This is a genomic window from Bradyrhizobium sp. CIAT3101 (assembly GCF_029714945.1).
In the GTDB taxonomy this organism is placed as follows: domain Bacteria; phylum Pseudomonadota; class Alphaproteobacteria; order Rhizobiales; family Xanthobacteraceae; genus Bradyrhizobium.
In genome coordinates this window covers 3,492,460-3,510,776 of the sequence record NZ_CP121634.1, presented here as the reverse complement: position 1 = coordinate 3,510,776, position 18,317 = coordinate 3,492,460, and the positions used below count along the sequence as shown (strand labels likewise).

At 64.3% G+C, this 18,317-nt stretch carries 13 protein-coding genes and 2 riboswitches; of the genes, 7 read left to right on the top strand and 6 right to left on the bottom strand.

From position 1 onward, the window contains the following. Positions 1 to 206: 206 nt before the first annotated feature. From QA645_RS16400 to QA645_RS16390, 3 genes are all read right to left on the bottom strand, one after another. Positions 207 to 1,544 carry a hypothetical protein gene (locus tag QA645_RS16400; RefSeq protein ID WP_283051497.1) on the bottom strand — a complete coding sequence of 446 codons (1,338 nt, stop codon included), beginning with the start codon at positions 1,542 to 1,544 and terminating at the stop codon, positions 207 to 209. Beyond that, positions 1,541 to 2,848, bottom strand: coding sequence for a hypothetical protein (locus tag QA645_RS16395; protein ID WP_283051496.1), 1,308 nt, complete (start codon positions 2,846 to 2,848; stop codon positions 1,541 to 1,543). Before QA645_RS16395 ends, QA645_RS16400 begins: the two co-directional genes overlap by 4 nt. Positions 2,849 to 2,993: 145 nt before the next feature. Next, positions 2,994 to 3,773, bottom strand: a complete 780-nt coding sequence (locus QA645_RS16390) for a crotonase/enoyl-CoA hydratase family protein (protein WP_283051495.1) — start codon at positions 3,771 to 3,773, stop codon at positions 2,994 to 2,996. A gap of 89 nt (positions 3,774 to 3,862) precedes the next feature. Here QA645_RS16390 and QA645_RS16385 point away from each other — a divergent pair, with 89 nt between their 5' ends. Further along, positions 3,863 to 4,444 (top strand): TetR/AcrR family transcriptional regulator, encoded by a 582-nt coding sequence (locus tag QA645_RS16385; RefSeq protein WP_283051494.1) that lies wholly within the window; start codon positions 3,863 to 3,865, stop codon positions 4,442 to 4,444. Positions 4,445 to 4,581: 137 nt separating this feature from the next. Continuing rightward, on the top strand, positions 4,582 to 5,832 hold the full coding sequence (locus QA645_RS16380) for a multidrug effflux MFS transporter (protein ID WP_254132381.1): 1,251 nt from the start codon (positions 4,582 to 4,584) through the stop codon (positions 5,830 to 5,832). A 205-nt stretch (positions 5,833 to 6,037) separates the two neighbouring features. Here the strand turns inward: QA645_RS16380 and QA645_RS16375 are convergent, their stop codons facing one another. The 3 genes from QA645_RS16375 to QA645_RS16365 form a co-directional block, all read right to left on the bottom strand. After that, a complete protein-coding gene (locus tag QA645_RS16375) occupies positions 6,038 to 7,636 on the bottom strand; it encodes a glycosyltransferase family 39 protein (RefSeq protein WP_283053223.1) in 1,599 nt (532 codons plus the stop codon). A gap of 262 nt (positions 7,637 to 7,898) precedes the next feature. After that, positions 7,899 to 9,527 (bottom strand): ABC transporter substrate-binding protein, encoded by a 1,629-nt coding sequence (locus QA645_RS16370; RefSeq protein ID WP_283051492.1) that lies wholly within the window; start codon positions 9,525 to 9,527, stop codon positions 7,899 to 7,901. 109 nt (positions 9,528 to 9,636) lie between these two features. Continuing rightward, the gene (locus tag QA645_RS16365; RefSeq protein ID WP_254132383.1) at positions 9,637 to 11,247 is read right to left on the bottom strand and encodes an ABC transporter substrate-binding protein; all 1,611 of its coding nucleotides are present in this window, start codon (positions 11,245 to 11,247) and stop codon (positions 9,637 to 9,639) included. A gap of 268 nt (positions 11,248 to 11,515) precedes the next feature. Here QA645_RS16365 and QA645_RS16360 point away from each other — a divergent pair, with 268 nt between their 5' ends. From QA645_RS16360 to QA645_RS16340, 5 genes are all read left to right on the top strand, one after another. Beyond that, entirely contained in the window at positions 11,516 to 12,646 is a 1,131-nt protein-coding gene (locus tag QA645_RS16360; RefSeq protein WP_283051489.1) for a M20/M25/M40 family metallo-hydrolase, read from the top strand. A 95-nt stretch (positions 12,647 to 12,741) separates the two neighbouring features. Next, a riboswitch (glycine riboswitch) is annotated at positions 12,742 to 12,846 on the top strand. A 3-nt stretch (positions 12,847 to 12,849) separates the two neighbouring features. Further along, a riboswitch (glycine riboswitch) is annotated at positions 12,850 to 12,975 on the top strand. Between the two features lie 67 nt (positions 12,976 to 13,042). Further along, entirely contained in the window at positions 13,043 to 14,356 is a 1,314-nt protein-coding gene (locus QA645_RS16355) for a D-amino acid dehydrogenase (protein ID WP_283051488.1), read from the top strand. Between the two features lie 181 nt (positions 14,357 to 14,537). Further along, positions 14,538 to 15,479: an ABC transporter permease gene (locus QA645_RS16350; protein ID WP_254132386.1), complete on the top strand. Its 942-nt coding sequence runs from the start codon at positions 14,538 to 14,540 to the stop codon at positions 15,477 to 15,479. Between the two features lie 18 nt (positions 15,480 to 15,497). Next, positions 15,498 to 16,385, top strand: coding sequence for an ABC transporter permease (locus QA645_RS16345; protein WP_254194340.1), 888 nt, complete (start codon positions 15,498 to 15,500; stop codon positions 16,383 to 16,385). A gap of 14 nt (positions 16,386 to 16,399) precedes the next feature. Then, positions 16,400 to 18,052, top strand: a complete 1,653-nt coding sequence (locus QA645_RS16340) for an ABC transporter ATP-binding protein (protein ID WP_283053220.1) — start codon at positions 16,400 to 16,402, stop codon at positions 18,050 to 18,052. The last annotated feature ends 265 nt before the right edge of the window (positions 18,053 to 18,317 follow it).

Sequence of the window (18,317 nt, the reverse complement as noted above, 5' to 3'; positions counted from 1 at the left end):
TTTTGACAATAAACATACTTTCTGTCAAAGTATTTCAAATTGAGCGGAATCATCCGTAATAACAATAGGATCGACTGAAACCTTGGATGTGGGGTTGATCGGGAACGGAGAGAATTTTTGAAGCGGACGGGCTCGCTCTCAAGCGCTGCAGCCGTCTTGCCACTGGGGACCGGAGCGAGGACTTGAAATCCCTCGGCACCCAAGCGCTATGCCGTCTCGCCCCCACCCGCCCGCACCATCTGCGCTGACGAGGCCGACTGCGCCCAAAGCATGATCCAGAAGCAGATGATCGCGACCGTGAGCAGGTCGAATCCGTCCACGAACGCAATGCCCGCGACCGCCACCGCGAAGGGGATGGCAATCGCCATCGTCAGCATGACCGCTATCATCATCGCGGGCAAATCGACGATGAGGATGGCGGCATAGAGCGCCGCCTCAAAGAAGGCATAGACCTTCAGTCTCGGCGCGCAGAGATAGAGCGCGTACATCGCGAGCACGGTGATGCGCATCGCGGCGTCGGGATGATCCAGCAACCAGTCGTCGAGCGCCCTCAGCGACGGGATCCTCGTGCCCCTGCCCTGTGCCCTGACCATGCGCCACACGACAGCGGCGAGCGGCGCGAGCAGAAGCGCGACCGCAATGAGCCCGTAGAGCACGGCAACGACCGGCTTGCTGTCGGCGAGCGACACGCGGTCCGCAAGCGTCTGGGCGAAGAAGAGCAGCGACGGATTGTCCTCGCCTCCCGGCGAATGCTGTTCGGGAATCTGGCCGAGGATCGCGTTCAACCAGCTTGAAGACAGCTCCGGGTAGAACACCACCGACACCAGAATCGGCAGCGCGAACATGCCTGCCGCCACCGCGATCAGGACGAGTTTGCGACGTCTCGATTGCGGCAGCAGATAGAGCGCGGCAAGGACCGGAACGAACACCAGCTTGAACGAGGTGACGAGACCGAGCAGGGCCGCACCGGCGAGTTGCGGCACGAAGCTCGCGTCCCCCTGCCCTTCGGATTGCGCGTGACGCAGCAGCAGCGCAAGCGATGCAGCCGTCAGCAGGCCGCTCAGCATCGCGAAATTGCCGCTCGCCAAAACCCATTCAAACCCGAGAAATCCGCCAAGCGCGAACACGCCACGCAGCACGGCATCGCGCGGGCCCTCGCGCCTCCCGCCGAGACCGGGCAGCAGCAGGACGCAGATCAGCCCAAGAACGAGATAGATGGCCTTGTAGTGCGCGACCAGAAAGCCGCCGGCACAGAGCGGCCGAAAGGCATCGAGGGTGACTGGAAGATAGGGATAGGAAAGATCGGTGTCCTTCAGGTTTTTGACGAAATAGGGATCGCGTCCCTCGCGATGGGCGTCCACCGCCGCACAGTTCACCCGCACGTCCGAGCCGAAGGTGTTGTTGACGCTGAGATCGACGGCGACGGCGGTCGGGAGCAATACGGCCAAAATCAGCAGGAAACGGCTCAGCCGGCCCCTCGGCGGCATCCCGGCCGCAAGCGGCCGCCCCTCACCCGCATCTGCGGACGAGGCAACGCTCGTCATGGACGCACGCCGTGTTGCTCGAGACGCGTCGGCTCGGCGCGAAAATCGAGCAACAGGATCCAGAAGCACATCAGCGCGACCGCAACCTGGACGAAGCCACCTTCGATCGTGATCCCCGTGATCGAGACCAGCGTCGGCACGGCAACGCCGATGGTCAGCACGGCTGCAAGGGCCGCGGCCGGAAGATCGACGATCAGGACGGCGGCGTAGACCGCGAGCTCGAAGAGCGCATATTCCTTCAGGCGCGGCGAGCAGAGATAGAGGCCGTACATCGCAAGCACCGTGATCCGCATCGCGGCCTGCGGATGATCGATCAGCCAGCGGTCGAGGCGCGCCGGCAACGATCCCTCATTGTTGCGGATCGCACGCAGCAGCGACCAGCCGAGCGGCGCGAGCACGAATGCGGTCGCCGCCAGCGCGTAAATGGCGAACACGAGCGGCTTGCTGTCGACGAAGCCGACCCGGTCCACGATGGTCTGGGCGAGGAGCAGCAGCGACGGATTGGTTTCCTCGATCTGGACCGAATGCTGACCGGGGATTCCGCCCGTGATCGCGAGCAGCCAGCTCGCGAACAAGCCTGGATAGAAGACGACCGAAGCCAGGATCGGCAACGCGAAGCCGAGGCCCGCCACGATCATCAGGACCAGTTTTCGCCGCCGCGACAGCGGCAGGAAATAGAGCGCAGCCAGGACCGGGCAGAACACCAGCTTGAACGACATCACGAGACCGAGCAGCGCCGCGCCTGCAATCCGAACGACGTCATTTCGATCGTCGGGCTTCGCGGGGCGAAGCAGAAGGGCAAGTGCCGCGGCCGTCAGTCCGCCGCCCAGGATCGCGAAATTGCCCGAGGCCAGCACCCATTCGAAGCCGACGAAGGCGCCGAGCACGTAGAGGCTCCGCAGCGCCACATCACGCAGATTGCGCATCCGGCCGATCCCGGGCAGCACCAGGCCGCAGAGCGCGGCGATGACGAGAAAGACGCCGCGGTGATGCCCGACGAGAAAGCCGCCCGCGCACAGCGGTCGAAAGGCGTCCAGCGTCACGGGCAAATAGGGATAAGAGAGCTTGGTGCCCTTCAGATTTTTCACGTAGTACGGATCGAGCCCGTCGGCATGCGCATCGACGGCCGCGCAGTTGACGCGGACGTCCCAGCCGTAATTCACATCGAGCGCGCTATCGTTGGCGAGATTGCCGATCACCAGCACCGCCACCAGCGCGATCAGGCAGGCAAGCCAGGCGTTGCGCTTGCCGGCCATGTCGGCCGACGGTCCCGACCATCGTGCAGTTCCGGTGATGTCGGACACGTCTGATACCCTGCCTGTTGCCTGAGTTCCCTCGGCGCCTGACCCGGCGGCCGGTCTGGCCACATTGGACAGGATGCGTTGCGGATTCATCTCTCCGATGGGTTGTCCCCGCGGTTATGGTGAATCCCTGGTTTCCAACCATCGCCTATCGCGACGCGCGGGCGGCCAGCCAGGCATCGAGCGCCTCGCGCGTGTCCTGCGTCGCTGCCATCCGTGCGAACTGCTCGCTTTCGATGGCGAGGCCCTCCGCGATCGAGACGTTGAGGCCGCGGGTGGCAGCGGTGATGACCCGGGCCACCGCGAGAGGCGAATGCCGCGTGATGCGGCCGGCCAGCGTGAGAGCGGCGTCCAGGAGCTGCTCGTGCGGGACGACGCGATTGACCAATCCAATCTCGAGCGCGCGTTGCGGCGAAAAGGAATCGCCGGTCAGAAGATATTCCAGCGCCCGCTTCCGGCCCGCGAGCCGTGGCAGGCGCTGCGTGCCGCCGAAGGTCGGCGTGATGCCGATCGCGATCTCCGGCTTTGCAAATGTGGCGCGCTCGCTGGCGATTGCGAGATGGACGGCTTCGGTGATCTCGCAACCGCCGCCGAAGGCGATGCCGTTGACGGCGGCGATGACCGGTTTCGGAAACGCTTCCATGCGCGCCGTCATCGCCTGCCCGCGCCGCACGAAGGCTTTTGCCGCGGCATCGGGACCGGCCTTCACGCTCTCGGAGAACTCGGCGATGTCGGCGCCCGCGGAGAAGGCGCGATCTCCGGCGCCGGTCAGCACGACCGCGCGAATGTCTTCGTCGTCCTCAATGCGGTCGAGCATCGTCATCAGTTGATCAATCAGCGCGTAGCTCAGCGCGTTGAGCTTGTTCGGGCGGTTGAACGTCAGCAATGCGACGGCGCCGCGTGTTTCCGAGAGTACGAGATCAGGCAAGTGCAGGCTCCTTCCAGGCGCGAACAGGCGCGGAAGTCAGCCACAGCGGTTCCGTTGTGTATACTCACTAGGCGGTATACATTGTGCCGATGGCGGCAAGGGGTGACAGCACACGCGAGCAGATCGTCGTCGCGGCGACGCGCCTGTTCTATGGCGAGGGCATCAGGGCGGTCAGCATGGATGCCGTCGCGGAGAAGGCGGGCGTCACCAAGAAGACGCTCTATTATCACTTCACCAGCAAGGACGAGCTCGTCGCCGAAACCATCGCAGCCCGGGACCAGCCGACGCTCGAGCTCTACATGCGCTGGTTCGCCGAGACCGACGGAACGGTAGCGGACAAGGTCCGCGGTCTCTTCACCAGGCTCGGCAAATCGGTGGATACGCCGAAGTGGCGCGGCTGCGGCTTCCTGCGCACCATCGCCGAGCTCGCCAATACGCCCGCACACCCCGCGGTCAAGGCCGGCGCGGCCCACAAGAAGCGCTTTGAGGCGTGGCTGGAGACGGAGCTACGTGACCACGGCATTCACGGCGCGGCGGGACTTGCGCGGCAGATCGTGATCCTGCTCGACGGCGCCACGACCGTGATGCTGATCCATCGCGATCTCGATTATGTCGACGCGGCCGGCCGACTGGCGCTCGATCTGGTCGAACAGGCACCTCGCGCGAGCTGATCCCGGGCTGCCTGAGCCGGCGACGTCTTCACCATTTGTTGTCCGTCCCCGGCCCCGCCGGACAGCCATCCCAAAACATGGGTTGTGCGATGCAGCATGTACCTTAGATATGACCTTTGAAATCAGGGGTGAGCTGCTTGTCCGACGTCAATGCCGACGACTGGGTGTCCTCCGGACACCGTCCGATGGGATTTCCCGAATTCGTTGTCGTGATTGCGTCCATCATGGCGCTTAATCCGCTGGCGATGGACATGATGCTGCCGGCGCTGCCCAATATCGGGGCGGCCTTCGGCATTCCCAACGCCAATCATCTCCAGCTCGTGCTGTCGACCTTCCTGATCGGCTTCGGTGCCGGTCAATTCGTCATGGGCCCGCTGTCGGACCGGTTCGGGCGCCGGCCGGTGCTGCTCGGCGGCATGGCGGTCTATGCGGTGGCGAGCGTGCTGGCGGTCGCGGCGCCCTCGTTCGAGACGCTGCTGCTCGCGCGCGCGCTGCAAGGCCTCGGCACCTCGGCGACGCGCGTGATCGCGACCTCGATCGTGCGCGACTGCTATGCCGGCCGCCGCATGGCGAGCGTGATGTCGCTTGCCATGATGATCTTCATCGCCGTCCCCGTGATCGCGCCCTCGTTCGGACAGGCTGTGCTGCTGGTCACGCAATGGCGCGGCATTTTCGTCGTGCTGATGCTCTACGGCATCATCGCGCTGGCGTGGAGCGTGTGGCGGCTTCCGGAGACGCTGCCCGAGACGGAGCGCAGGTCGCTCGCGCCCGCCGACGTGCTCTCGGCCTTCCGCCAGACCGTCACCAACCGCCAGACCATCGGCTATGCGTCGGCCGCCGGCGCCGTCATGGGCGCGCTGTTCGCCTTCGTGTTCTCGGCCCAGCAGGTGTTCACCGGCATCTATCATCTCGGCCACTACTTCCCGCTCGCCTTTGCGGCGATCGCGGCCGGCACAGCGGTCGCCGGCTTCCTCAACGCAAAACTGGTCGGGCGGCTCGGCATGCGCGTGATCTCGCACGGCGCGCTGACGCTCTACACCGTGGTCGCCGGCGTGATGCTGCTGACCGAGATCCTCGGCGTGCTGCCGCTTCCCCTGTTCATGGTGCTGTCGGCGCTGATGATGTTCTCGTTCGGCATGATGGTCGCCAATTTCACCGCGCTTGCGATGGAGCCGCAGGGCCACATCGCCGGCACGGCCTCCTCGCTCTACGGCTCGATCACGACGCTGATCGGCATCGTGGTCGGAACAGCGATCGGCCAGAGTTTCGACGGCACGCTGCTGCCGTTCTCGATCGGATTCTTCCTGTCGACGCTTGCGGCGCTGGCGATCGTTCTGGTGGTGGAGAAGGGGCGGCTGTTCAAGCCGCATCATCGCCCGATCGTGTGAGGAACTTCGCAGGCGCCTCGATGTTGTCCTGCAGCATTTTCGAGAGGTCGCCTCATGGAACCGAAACGCAACGAAACCGATCACGCGTCGGAACCGACTGAGGCGCAGCGAAAGGCTGTTGGCGCCAAGCAGCCCGCCTTCACACCTCCCTTCGCAAGCGAAGGCCTTGAACGGGTGCGCGACAGCCACTGCTGAGAGATGCGCCCTATTCCGGGCTGCGCCGGCTGGCGCCGAACTCCAGCTCTGCGCTTTCGGGCGATGCGCCGCTGTTCGCACGCGGGGGCACCATCAGCACGATGACGTCCCGGCTCAGGCCCGGCCGGCCCCACAGCGAGGCCTGCACGGTGAACTCCCGCCGGACAAAATTCCCCGCGCGCGCAGACACAAATTCCATCCAGCGGCCGCAATAATCCTGGCCACGGAAGCAGAGCGCGGCCCAGCCGCGATCGAGCGTCGTCTTTCGCGGCAGGCCCCAATCGTACTGGTGCTCGAACGGCCGCGCATAATGCGGATGATCCGGACTGTAGAAGGCCGTGGCGAAGGCGAGCGAATCGTCGCCACTGACGGCGCCGAGCGGCTCGCCGGTCAGCTCGCGCCATTGCCGGGTGAGCTCGCCAGCTGCTTGCGCGTAAAGGTTCCGTCCCTCTTCATAACCGCCTCTATTGCGATAGACGGCATGGATTGGTGCGGCGACCAGCACCGCGACAAGCGCAACGCCGGCGACAATGACCGTGACATTGACGGTGTAGAAGCGTTCGAGCGGGTAACGGGCGCCACAGACGATCAGCACGACGAACAGGAACAATCCCTGCAGGGCCCATAGCGACGGCAAATCCGTCCCCATCGCGAGCGCGGTGAGGACCGGCAGAGCGATGGTGCCGATGGCAACGTAGAAGAGAAGCCGAAGGCTCGGGCTCATCGCGACGAAGTCGGCCGGGAACTGCTTGAGGCGCGTGCCCGCGATGAGCACCCAGAGCACGGCCGCGACGCTGATGGCCGCGACCAATCCCAGCAGGAAATTCGTCACGTCGTCGAGCGAGCTGACGGCATTGCCGTTGGCATGGTTCAGCGCGTAGGTGAAGGTCGATGCCCCCGTGGTCGCGAGCCAGTAGATGTGCGGCGACAACACCGCGAGTCCCGTGACGACCGAGATCCACGGCGACGCGGAGGTGAAATAGGCGCGCCGCGCCGGGTGCGCCAGCGCGGCGAATGCAAAGCTCGTGAGCAGGAAGATCGAGTAATATTTTCCGACCATGGCGAGCGCCGCGGTGCATCCAAGCGCGACCGCCCACACGGCGGACCTGGTCTCGAACGCGCGCAGAAAGCACCATGTGGCGAGCGGCCAGGTCGCGAGCAGCACGGCGTTGGCGTTGAAGCGCTGGGCGTGGAATTGATAGGCCGGCGTCAGCATCAGCAGCAGCAGCACCAGGATGCGCTTGTGCCCGGTCACGAATTGCCGCGCGACGCAATCGACGAAGACCAGCGCGAGGCCGGCGTTCACCATCGCCATCAGTTGCAGCGACCAGTCGCTGACCGGGAAGACGGCGGTCCAGCTGGCGGCGATCCAGCCCATCAGCGGCGGATGCTTGTGATAGCCGAAGGCGAAGTGCCGCCCCAGCGTCCAGGCTTCGAGCGTATCGGGATGCAGGCCGCCGCCGGCATAGGCGATGGCGAGATACAGCGTCCAGACCGCAACGAAGCACGCAATGAGAAGCGGCACGGCCCAGCCGGCCTCCACGCCGTCGAGCCAGCGCAGCAGCGGCCGCCGCCAGCGCGCCGGCGCGCGATCCGACCGTTCGGCCATCGCCTGGAGTGCAAAATCGATCGGCACGGGAATCAGATCAACAGATTCAAAACGATGGAAGGGAAAGTGATACTCGAAGACGAGCCATCTATTTCAGTTTGGAAACAAATAGCAATCATTGGAGTCTGGAAGACTTAAAAGCTCCCCGGCTTTCACCTCCACGGGGACCGCCAGAAGACACCGGCGCCGCTGATCACGGTGGCGCCGCGTGCTGATCGGCACCAAAGGTGCAGGAAGCACCCTCGCCCGGTTCCGGCGTGCCTCACTCGGACTTGTCGATGTTCCAGAACACCGGGGTCGCCGGGCCGTCGATGACGCCGCTCAGCGACTTGCGCCATGCGCTCGGCGACTGATACTGGCCGAGCGGTATGTACAGCACCTGGTCGTAGGCTTCCTGCTGGATCTCGGCCGCGATCTTCTTCTGCTCGTCAAGCGAGGCGGCGCGGACGAAGGCGTCCTTCAACTGTTCCACCTTGGCGTCCTCCGGCCAGCCGAACCAGCCGCCCTTCGTGCCCTGCCCACCGACGGCGATGTTGGAAATCGGGTTCGAGGCGTCGGCGCTGACAAAGTTTGTGACGAACATGTTCCAGCCGCCCTCCTTCGGAGGCTTCTGGCTGGCGCGCCGGCTTACCACCGTCTGCCAATCGGTGGCCTGCAAATCAACCTTGAAGCCGGCATCGCGTAGGTGCTGGGCCATGACGATCGGTTGAGCCTTCAGCGTCACGACGTCGCCCGGCGCCATGAGCACGACCGGTGTGCCGTCGTAGCCGGACTCGGCGAGCGCCTTTCTGGCTGCAGCCATGTCGCCGCCCTTCGCAAGGACCTCACCGCCAATCTCCGTCGCGAACGGCGTGTCGCAGATGAAGGCCGCAGCGCACGTCTTGTAGTATTTGGGATTGCCGATCAGAGCATCGAGCACGTCCTTCTGGTTGACCGCCAGGAATGCTGCGCGACGAACCTTGACGTTGTCGAATGGCGGATGGAGGAAATTCATCCGCGCACCAGTCTGGAATCCGAACTTGTTCAGGATATCGACCTTGAGGTCCTTGTCGGCCTCAATGGTGGGCAACATTTCGATGGCAGGCACTTCCATGAAATCGATGTCGCCCGACTGCAGCGCGTTCAACGCCGTCTGCGCGTCCGGCATGGTGATCCATTCGACGCGGTCGACCTTCACCACCTTGCCGCCGGCCGTCCAGCTCGGCGGCTCCTTGCGTGGTACGTAATCAGTGTTTTTGACATAGACCGACTTCACGCCCGGCTGGAATTCAGTCGGAACGAATTTGAAGGGGCCGGAGCCGATCTGCTCGGGAATCTGCTTGTCCACCGGGGTATCGGCCAGACGCTTCGGCATCATGAAAGCGACGCGCGAGGACGGCTTACCGATCGCGTCCAGCACCAGCGCATAAGGCTCCTTCAGCTTCAGCGTGATGGTCTTGGGGTCAGTCGCCTCGAGACTCGCAGTGAACAGCATCATCTGCTGCCCCATGCTGTCGACAGCGGCCCAGCGCTTCAGCGAGGCGACGCAGTCTTCCGCCGTCACCGGCGTACCGTCATGCCACTTCAGGCCATCGCGCAGCGTAAAGGTGTAGGTCAGCTTGTCATCGGAGATTGTCCAGTCCGCCATCTGCGGCTGGATCTTGAAGTTGGAATCCGTCGCGATCAGCGTGTCGTAGACCATGTAGCCATGGTCACGCGCGATATAGGCGCTGGTGAAAATCGGATCGAGGATGCGCAGATCCGAATGCATCACCGCGGTAATGGTCTTGCCCGCGGCAAGAACCGGCGTGGCCAGTGCCGAAAGCGCCAAGACTGAAAGCGCGGAGACTGAAAGCGCCGAGACCGAAAGCGCAACTCTGGAGGCGAACGCACGACGCAAATGTCGGAACATTGAAGCTCTCCTGGAAAGCGGCGCCGCTGACGACAGCGGCGCCGCTTGATGATCGGGACCAAAGGCGCGAGACGCGCCTTGGTTTGACTTGGCCTTGTTTGACTTGGCCTTACTCGGACTTGTCGATGTTCCAGAAGATCGGCGTCGCCGGGCCGTCGAGCACGCCGGACAGCGACTTCCGCCACGCGCTCGGCGCCAGGTACTGACCAAGCGGGATGTAGATCACCTGGTCATAGGCTTCCTTCTGGATCTCGGTCGCGATCTTCTTCTGATCGTCGAGCGAGGCCGCGCGGACGAAGTCGTCCTTCAGCTTCTCGATCTTGGCGTCTTCCGCCCAACCGAACCAGCCGCCCTTCTTGCCCTGGCCGCCGATCGAGAGATTGGAGATCGGGTTGGACACGTCGGCGCTAACCCAGTTGGTGAAGAACATGTTCCAGCCGCCCTCCTTCGGGGGCTTCTGGCTGGCTCTGCGGCTCACCACCGTCTGCCAGTCCGTCGCCTGCGCATCGACCTTGAAGCCGGCTTCGCGCAGCAGCTGCACCGCGACGGTCGGCTGCGCCTTCAGCGTGACGACATCGCCGGGCACCATGACCACGACGGGCGTGCCGTCATAGCCGGACTCGGCGAGCGCCTTCTTGGCTTCCGCCATGCCACTGCCCTTGACCAGCGTCTCGGAACCGACGTCGGTCGCGAACGGCGTATCGCAGATGAAGAAGGCGCCGCAGATCTTGTAGTACTTCGGGTTGCCGACCAGCGCGTCGAGCACGTCCTTCTGGTTCATCGCCAGGAAGGCGGCGCGGCGGATCTTCGGATTGTCGAAGGGCGGATAGAGGAAGTTCATGCGACCGAGCGTCTGGTAGCCGAACTTGTTGAGCGTCTCGACCTTGAGGTCGGAATTGCCTTCAAGCACGGGGAGCAGATCCCACGGCGGCACTTCCATGAAGTCGATGTCGCCCGACTGCAGCGCGTTCACCGCGGTCTGCGAGTCCGGCATGGTGATCCACTCGACGCGATCGACCTTCACCACCTTGCCGCCGGCGGTCCAGCTCGCCGGCTCCTTGCGCGGCACGTAGTCGGTGTTCTTGACGTAGACCGCCTTCACGCCGGGCTGGAATTCGCCCTGCACGAACTTGAACGGACCGGAACCGATCTGCTCGGGGATCTGCTTGTCCGGCGGCGTCTCGGCGAGGCGCTTCGGCATCATGAAGGGCACGCGCGAGGACGGCTTGCCGATCGAATCCAGCACCAGGCCGTAGGGTTCCTTCAGCTTCAGCGTGATGGTCTTGGCGTCGGTCGCCTCGATGCTGGCTGTGAAGGTCATCATCTGCTGGCCCATGCCGTCGACGGCGGCCCAGCGCTTCAGAGAGGCGACGCAATCCTCGGCGGTGACCGGCGTGCCGTCATGCCACTTCAGGCCGTCGCGCAGCGTGAAGGTGTAGGTGAGCTTGTCGTCGGAGATCTTCCAATCCGCCATCTGCGGCTGGATCTTGAAGTTCGCATCCGTCGTGATCAGCGTGTCGTAGACCATGTAGCCATGGTCACGCGTGATGTAGGCGGTGGTGAAGATCGGATCGATGATGCGCAGATCCGAATGCATCACCGCGGTGATGGTCTTGCCGGCCGCAAATACCGGCGATGCCATCGCCGTCGAGAGCGCGACGACCGACAGCGCGAGTGTGGAGGCGAACGCGCGTCGCCCCCGGCGCATCAAGCTCAACATAGAAAGTTTCTCCTGACGTGAAACTGTTCAAAGGCGGGTTATTGGTTGAGCATTCGGTTCGTTCCCTAGGCGAACTAACCTCATGCAATGCCTTTATCTTTCGAGACTTGCAGACAGTCTTGAGCGCGTCAATCCGGTTTCGGTGCAAGCCCTTGCGGCGCATGCACGGGCTCCACAAAGATCGGTTTGGCTCTACAACTCTCCCCGCTTGTCCTGCCCGCGCTGATGCAATGCGCATTCCATCTTTCGAAGCTTGAGAGACATTAAGATGAATCCAGCCAATCTTCCCTTCGATTCCGAGGCGATGCTCGAGGGCCTGCGCACCTGGGTGGAATGCGAAAGCCCGACCTGGGATGCGGGCGCGGTCAACCGCATGCTCGATATCGCAGCGCGGGATATGGCGATCATGGGTGCGACCATCGAGCGCATCGCCGGCCGTCAGGGCTTCGGCGGCGTCGTTCGCGCGCGCTTCCCGCATCCCAGGCAAGGCGAACCCGGCATCCTGATCGCCGGGCACATGGATACCGTCCACCCGGTCGGCACCATCGAGAAGCTGAAATGGCGGCGCGAGGGCAACAAGTGCTACGGCCCCGGCATCTACGACATGAAGGGCGGCAACTATCTCTCGCTGGAAGCGATCCGGCAGCTGGCGCGCGCGGCCTTCACCACGCCGCTTCCGATCACCATCCTGTTCACGCCGGACGAGGAAGTCGGCACGCCCTCGACGCGCGACATCATCGAAGCGGAAGCCGCGCGCAACAAATATGTGCTGGTGCCCGAGCCTGGCCGCGCCGACAACGGCGTCACCACCGGACGTTACGCGATCGCGCGCTTCAATCTGGAAGCGACGGGGCGGCCGAGCCACGCCGGCGCGACCTTGTCGGCGGGACGCTCGGCGATCCGCGAGATGGCACGGCAGATTCTCGCGATCGACGCGATGACGACGGAGGACTGCACCTTCTCGGTCGGCGTCGTGCATGGTGGCCAATGGGTCAATTGCGTTGCCACGACTGCCACCGGCGAAGCGCTGTCTATGGCCAAGCGCCAGGCCGATCTCGACCGCGGCGTCGAACGGATGCTTGCGCTCTCGGGTACGGCGAATGATGTCTCCTTCAAGGTGACACGTGGCGTGACGCGGCCGGTGTGGGAGCCTGATGCCGGTACCATGGCGCTGTATGAAAAGGCGCGCGGCATCGCCAAATCTCTTGGCGCGGAATTACCGCATGCGAGCTCCGGCGGCGGCTCCGACGGCAACTTCACGGGCGCGATGGGCATCCCGACGCTCGACGGCCTCGGCGTGCGTGGCGGCAATGGCCACACGCTCGAAGAGTTCATCGAGGTCGATAGCCTGGTTGAACGCGGCCGCCTGATGGCGGGACTGCTGGCGACGCTCGACTAAAGTGAATCAACTTCGCACTGCACAATGCATTGGCAGTCGCGGATGAAATTTAGCCTTGTCTAAAAATGAGGCGCATCGTACTGCTCGATGGTCCACGCGACGATGCGGGAGAGATCGCAATGAAGGCATCCAGCTTTCATTGCGGCGCCGACGGAGCAACCGCCCCGGAAACTCTCAGGCAAAAGGACTGTATCGTCAGGACGATCTGGAGAGAGACGGCACGATCGACGTCGTGACGTCCACCGAAGGGGATAGTCTGCGCAGGTCTCGTGAGGTTCTGCCTCGTCGAGGTCCGTGCCGGATCAAGCTCTCAGGTAACCGTGACAGATGGGGCGCCGCCAACGGCTTTCGGGCCGGCGGTTAGCCTATCCTAACTCACGGGAGCCCCTGCTCAACATGACACATATCGCCATCATCGGCGCCGGCATCACCGGCGTGACGACCGCCTATGCCCTGCTCGAACGCGGCTACAAGGTCACGGTGCTCGACAAGCATCGCTACGCCGCGATGGAGACCTCGTTTGCGAACGGCGGACAGCTCTCCGCCAGCAATGCCGAGGTGTGGAACAGCACCGCGACGATCCTCAAAGGCCTGCGCTGGATGTTCCGGCGCGATGCGCCGCTCTTGATGAACCCGCGGCCGAACTGGCACAAATATTCGTGGATGAGCGAGTTCGTCGCCAATATCGGCAACTACCGCGCCAATACGATTTTGACGACGCGGCTCGCGATCGAAGCCCGCAAGCACCTGTTCGAGATCGCGACGCGCGAAGGCATCGACTTCGATCTCGAACGCCGCGGCATCCTCCACATCTATCACGACAAGAAGGGTTTTGAATCCGGCCTGCGCGTCAATGCGCTGCTGCAGGAAGGCGGACTCGATCGCCACCCGGTGACGCCGGAAGAAATCCGCACGATCGAGCCGACGCTGCGCAAGGATTATTACGGCGGCTTCTACACGCCGTCGGATGCCACCGGCGACATCCACAAGTTCACGCGCGGGCTGGCAGAGGCCTGCAAGCGGCGCGGCGCAACCTTCATCCATGAGGCCAATATCGATTCCATCGCGCAAGCTCGCGGCGGCTTCGTCATCGGCTGGGCCGATCTCAGCGCAAGCGACGCGGTCGCCTCCGCGCGCGGCATGCTGAAGGTCGATGGCGTCGTGGTCTGCGCCGGCGTTGCCAGCCGTCATTTCGCGGCGATGCTCGACGAGCGCGTCAATGTCTATCCGGTGAAGGGTTATTCGATCACCATCCAGCTCGACACTGCCGAGAGCCGCAATGCGACGCCGACCGTCAGCCTGCTCGACGAGGCCGCCAAGATCGTCACCAGCCGGCTCGGCGCCGATCGTTTTCGTGTGGCCGGCACGGCCGAGTTCAACGACTTCAACCGCGACATCCGCGCCGATCGCGTGCAGCCGCTGGTCGACTGGGTGCGCAGCAACTTTCCGGCGGTCGAGACGTCTCGCATCATTCCGTGGGCCGGGCTCAGGCCGATGATGCCGAACATGATGCCGGTGGTGCGCGCGGGCCGGATGCCCGGCGTGTTCTTTAACACCGGCCACGGCCATCTCGGCTGGACCTTGTCGGCCGCGACCGCGCAGATGATCGCCGGAACCATCGACGGCTGGCGCGGGCTCAACGCACCGCCAACCGTCCCCTCATTTCGGGGCGAACTTGGGGTTGAGCGCGAGATGCGTCGTGCATCCTGAGTGGTCGCAAATCGATGCGGGGCGGCCCCTTGCGACCGCCCTGCCCTTGGCACACAATTTGCCCCACGAGGACGGCTCTCCGGCCGGGTCTTCCAGCCCGAGAGACAGGCGCGCATGATAGACACGACCGAATCCACGGGCGCCTCTCGGCCCCCCACAATCTGCAGCCGGAGATAGGTGCATGCTAGGTTATCTCATTCGCCGCGTTCTGGCTGCGGTGCCCGTGATGGGCGTCGTGGCGCTGTTCGTGTTCCTGCTGCTGCGGCTGACGCCCGGCGACCCCGCCGCGATCCTCGCCGGCGACAATGCGACACCTGAACGGCTGGAGCGCATCCGCACCTCGCTCGGCCTCAATGAACCCCTGATCGTGCAGTTCGTCACCTGGGTCGGCAAGCTGCTGCACGGCGACCTCGGAACCTCCCTGATTTCCAACCTGCCGGTCATGAAGATGATCGGCCAGCGCGTCGAGCCGTCGATCTCGATCGCGCTGTCGACCATCATCCTCGCCGTCATCGTTGCGGTGCCGCTCGGCGTCATCGCGGCCTGGAAGCACGGCACCTGGATCGACCGTTTCGTGATGGGCCTGTCCGTGCTCGGCTTCTCGGTGCCGGTGTTCGTGGTCGGCTATGTCCTGATCGAGGTCTTTGCGATCGATTTGCGCTGGGTGCCGGTGCAGGGCTTCAAGAGCATCTCTGCCGGCTTCGGCGCGTTCTTCGAGCGCATCATCCTGCCGACCTGCGCGCTCTCCTTCATCTACATCGCGCTGATCGCGCGCATGACGCGCGCCGCGATGCTCGATGTGCTCGGCGAGGATTACGTGCGAACGGCGCGCGCCAAGGGCATCAACGAGGTCGCGGTGATGATGCGGCACGCGCTGCGGAACGCCGCCGTGCCCGTGATCACCGTGATCGGCACCGGCTTCGCGCTCCTGATCTCCGGCGTCGTCGTCACCGAGAGCGTGTTCAACATCCCCGGCATCGGCCGCCTCACCGTGGATGCGGTGCTGGCGCGCGACTATCCGGTGATCCAGGCGATGATCCTGCTGACGTCGCTGATCTACGTCGTCGTCAACCTCCTGATCGACGTCGCCTACACGCTGCTCGATCCCCGGATCCGGTACTGAGGCAAGGACAACAACAAGATGTCAGTCGATACCCTTCCCCAGTCGTCCATCCCGATCACGTCGCCGCTGCGGCCGCGTTTCGGCTTCCTCACCTCGACGCCGATCATCGCCACGGCGACGGTGTTGCTCGCGCTGATCGTGCTGATCTCGATCCTGGCGCCGTTGATCGCGCCGCACGATCCGATCCAGCTCGCGCCGTCGCAGCGGCTCAAGCCCGCGTCGGCGCAGTTCCTGCTCGGCACCGACGCCTACGGCCGCGACCTGCTGTCGCGCGTCATCTATGGCGGCCGCATTTCGCTCCTGATCGGCATCGGCTCGGCGATCCTCTCGATCGCCATCGGCCTTGTGATCGGTCTCGTCTCCGGCTTCTTCAAGCTGATCGATTCCGTCCTGATGCGCATCATGGACGGCCTGATGGCGATGCCGAGCATCCTGCTTGCAATCGCCGTGGTGTCGCTGTCCGGCGCGAGCATCTGGACGGTGCTGGTCGCGATCACGATCCCCGAAATCCCGCGCGTGGCACGCCTAGTGCGCTCGGTCGTCCTGTCGGCGCGTGAGGAGCCCTATGTGGAAGCCGCGATCTCGGTCGGCTCCTCGCTGCCGAAGATCATGTGGCGGCACCTGATGCCGAACACGATCGCGCCGCTGATCGTCCAGGGCACCTATGTCTGCGCGTCCGCGATCCTCACCGAGGCCATCCTCTCCTTCCTCGGCGCCGGCATCTCGCCGGAGACGCCGACCTGGGGCAACATCATGGCCGAGGGCCGCCAGTATTTTCAGCTCAAGCCGACCCTGATTTTCTGGCCGGGCCTGCTGCTCTCGATCGCCATCCTCAGCATCAACCTGATCGGCGACGCCGCCCGCGACGCACTCGATCCCCGCATGAAGCAGCGGGAGGGCAAATAATGACCGATCAAGTGATGACCAAAGACATCGTTCTCGACATCAACAACCTCGTCGTCTCCGTCGGCAAGAAGCCGGGCGGTGCGAAAATCATCGACGGCATCTCGATCCAGGTCCACCAGGGCGAGACGCTGTGCCTGGTCGGCGAAAGCGGCTCGGGCAAGTCGGTGACCTCGCTGACCACGATGGGCCTGCTGCCGAAGGGCACATTGGTTCCGACCAGTGGCAGCGTAAAACTCGTCGGCGAGGAGATCCTAACGGCGACTGATCGCCGCCTGCGCCAGCTGCGCGCGACGAAGATGGCGATGATCTTCCAGGAGCCGATGACCGCGCTCAATCCGGTCGTGCCGGTCGGCCGACAGATCGATGAAGTCTTGCGCGCCCACACCAAGCTCGACGCGAAGGCACGGAAGAAGCGCATCCTCGACATGATGGAGCAGGTCCACCTGCCTCAGGTCGAGCGCATCTTCGCCTCCTACCCGCATCGGCTCTCCGGCGGCCAGCGCCAGCGCATCATGATCGCGATGGCGCTGGTGCTGGAGCCGAAGCTGCTGATTGCGGATGAGCCGACCACCGCGCTCGACGTCACCACGCAGAAGCAGATCCTGTCCCTGATCCGCGAGCTCCAGCGCGATCATGGCACCGCCGTGCTGTTCATCACCCACGACATGGGCGTGGTCGCCGAGATCGCGGACCGCGTCGCGGTGATGCGGCAGGGTCGCCTGGTCGAGACCGGCCCGCTCGAAACCGTGCTGCGCAATCCCACGATGGAATACACCCGCAATTTGCTCGCTTCGGTGCCGAGCCTGGTGCCGCGGCCGCCGCGCGAGGAGAGCAAGGAACCGGTGGTGCTCGAGGCCAACGATCTCAGCAAGATCTACAAGGAGCGCGCGTTCTTCGGGAAAGGCCGCGAGGTCGTCGCCGCCGACAAGGTGACGCTGACGCTGCGCAAGGGCCGCACGCTCGGCATCGTCGGTGAAAGCGGCTCGGGCAAGTCGACCGTGGCGCGCTGCATCGTCCGCCTGATCGATCCGACCTCCGGCGGCGTACGGCTGGCCGGCCGCGAGATCTCCGACATCTCGCGACGCCTGCTGCAGCCGCACCGGCAGAAGATCCAGATCGTGTTCCAGGATCCCTACCGTTCGCTCAACCCGCGCATCACCGTCGGCGAGAGCATCGCGGAAGGCCCGATCAACTACGGCACCTCGCATGCCGCTGCGATGAAGCGCGCGCGCGAGCTGCTCGAACTCGTCGGCCTGCCGGCCGATGCGGTGTCGCGCTATCCGCACCAATTCTCCGGAGGCCAGCGCCAGCGCATCGCCATTGCCCGCGCGCTCGCGCTCGATCCTGACGTGCTGGTCGCGGACGAAGCGGTCTCCGCGCTCGACGTCTCCGTGCAGGCGCAGGTGCTGGAACTGCTCGACGAGATCCAGAAGCGGCTCGGCATCGCCATCCTGTTCATCACCCATGATCTGCGCGTCGCAGCCCAAATCTGCGACGAGGTCGTGGTGATGCAGCACGGCCGCGTCGTCGAACAGGGCCCGGCCGCCGAGGTGCTGACGCATCCGCAGGAGGCCTATACCAAGGCCCTTCTGGATGCGGCACCAGGACGCAACTGGGACTTTGCGAATTTCCGACCGGTGTCGGAGGGTGTGGGGGCCACGGCTTGATGTCGTCCTGGCGAAAGCCAGGACCCATTACCCCAGGGAGACGTTTGGCGAAGACTCGTCGTCCGGGACTCACACCGTGCGCAGCGGATGGACCTCGCGGTATGGGTCCTGGCTTTCGCCAGGACGACACCGAGGGTGTTGCAGGCTGCTGCGCTCCACCGCATCCGCAGCATTCCCAAAACAGCCTGAGGCCATGCGTGGCGCGACTGCTTCCCACCTTGCCCTCGCCGCAGCGCCATGGCTAATTTCGCGCAACTTTTAACGC

Bases quoted from the DNA above. Each gene is read 5' to 3' on its own strand.
- QA645_RS16350 (WP_254132386.1), top strand. From the start codon at position 14,538: ATGCTAGGTTATCTCATTCGCCGCGTTCTGGCTGCGGTGCCCGTGATG.
- QA645_RS16340 (WP_283053220.1), top strand. From the start codon at position 16,400: ATGACCAAAGACATCGTTCTCGACATCAACAACCTCGTCGTCTCCGTC.
- QA645_RS16370 (WP_283051492.1), bottom strand. From the start codon at position 9,527: ATGTTCCGACATTTGCGTCGTGCGTTCGCCTCCAGAGTTGCGCTTTCG.
- QA645_RS16365 (WP_254132383.1), bottom strand. From the start codon at position 11,247: ATGTTGAGCTTGATGCGCCGGGGGCGACGCGCGTTCGCCTCCACACTC.
- QA645_RS16400 (WP_283051497.1), bottom strand. From the start codon at position 1,544: ATGACGAGCGTTGCCTCGTCCGCAGATGCGGGTGAGGGGCGGCCGCTT.
- QA645_RS16385 (WP_283051494.1), top strand. From the start codon at position 3,863: ATGGCGGCAAGGGGTGACAGCACACGCGAGCAGATCGTCGTCGCGGCG.
- QA645_RS16345 (WP_254194340.1), top strand. From the start codon at position 15,498: ATGTCAGTCGATACCCTTCCCCAGTCGTCCATCCCGATCACGTCGCCG.
- QA645_RS16360 (WP_283051489.1), top strand. From the start codon at position 11,516: ATGAATCCAGCCAATCTTCCCTTCGATTCCGAGGCGATGCTCGAGGGC.
- QA645_RS16355 (WP_283051488.1), top strand. From the start codon at position 13,043: ATGACACATATCGCCATCATCGGCGCCGGCATCACCGGCGTGACGACC.
- QA645_RS16375 (WP_283053223.1), bottom strand. From the start codon at position 7,636: ATGGCCGAACGGTCGGATCGCGCGCCGGCGCGCTGGCGGCGGCCGCTG.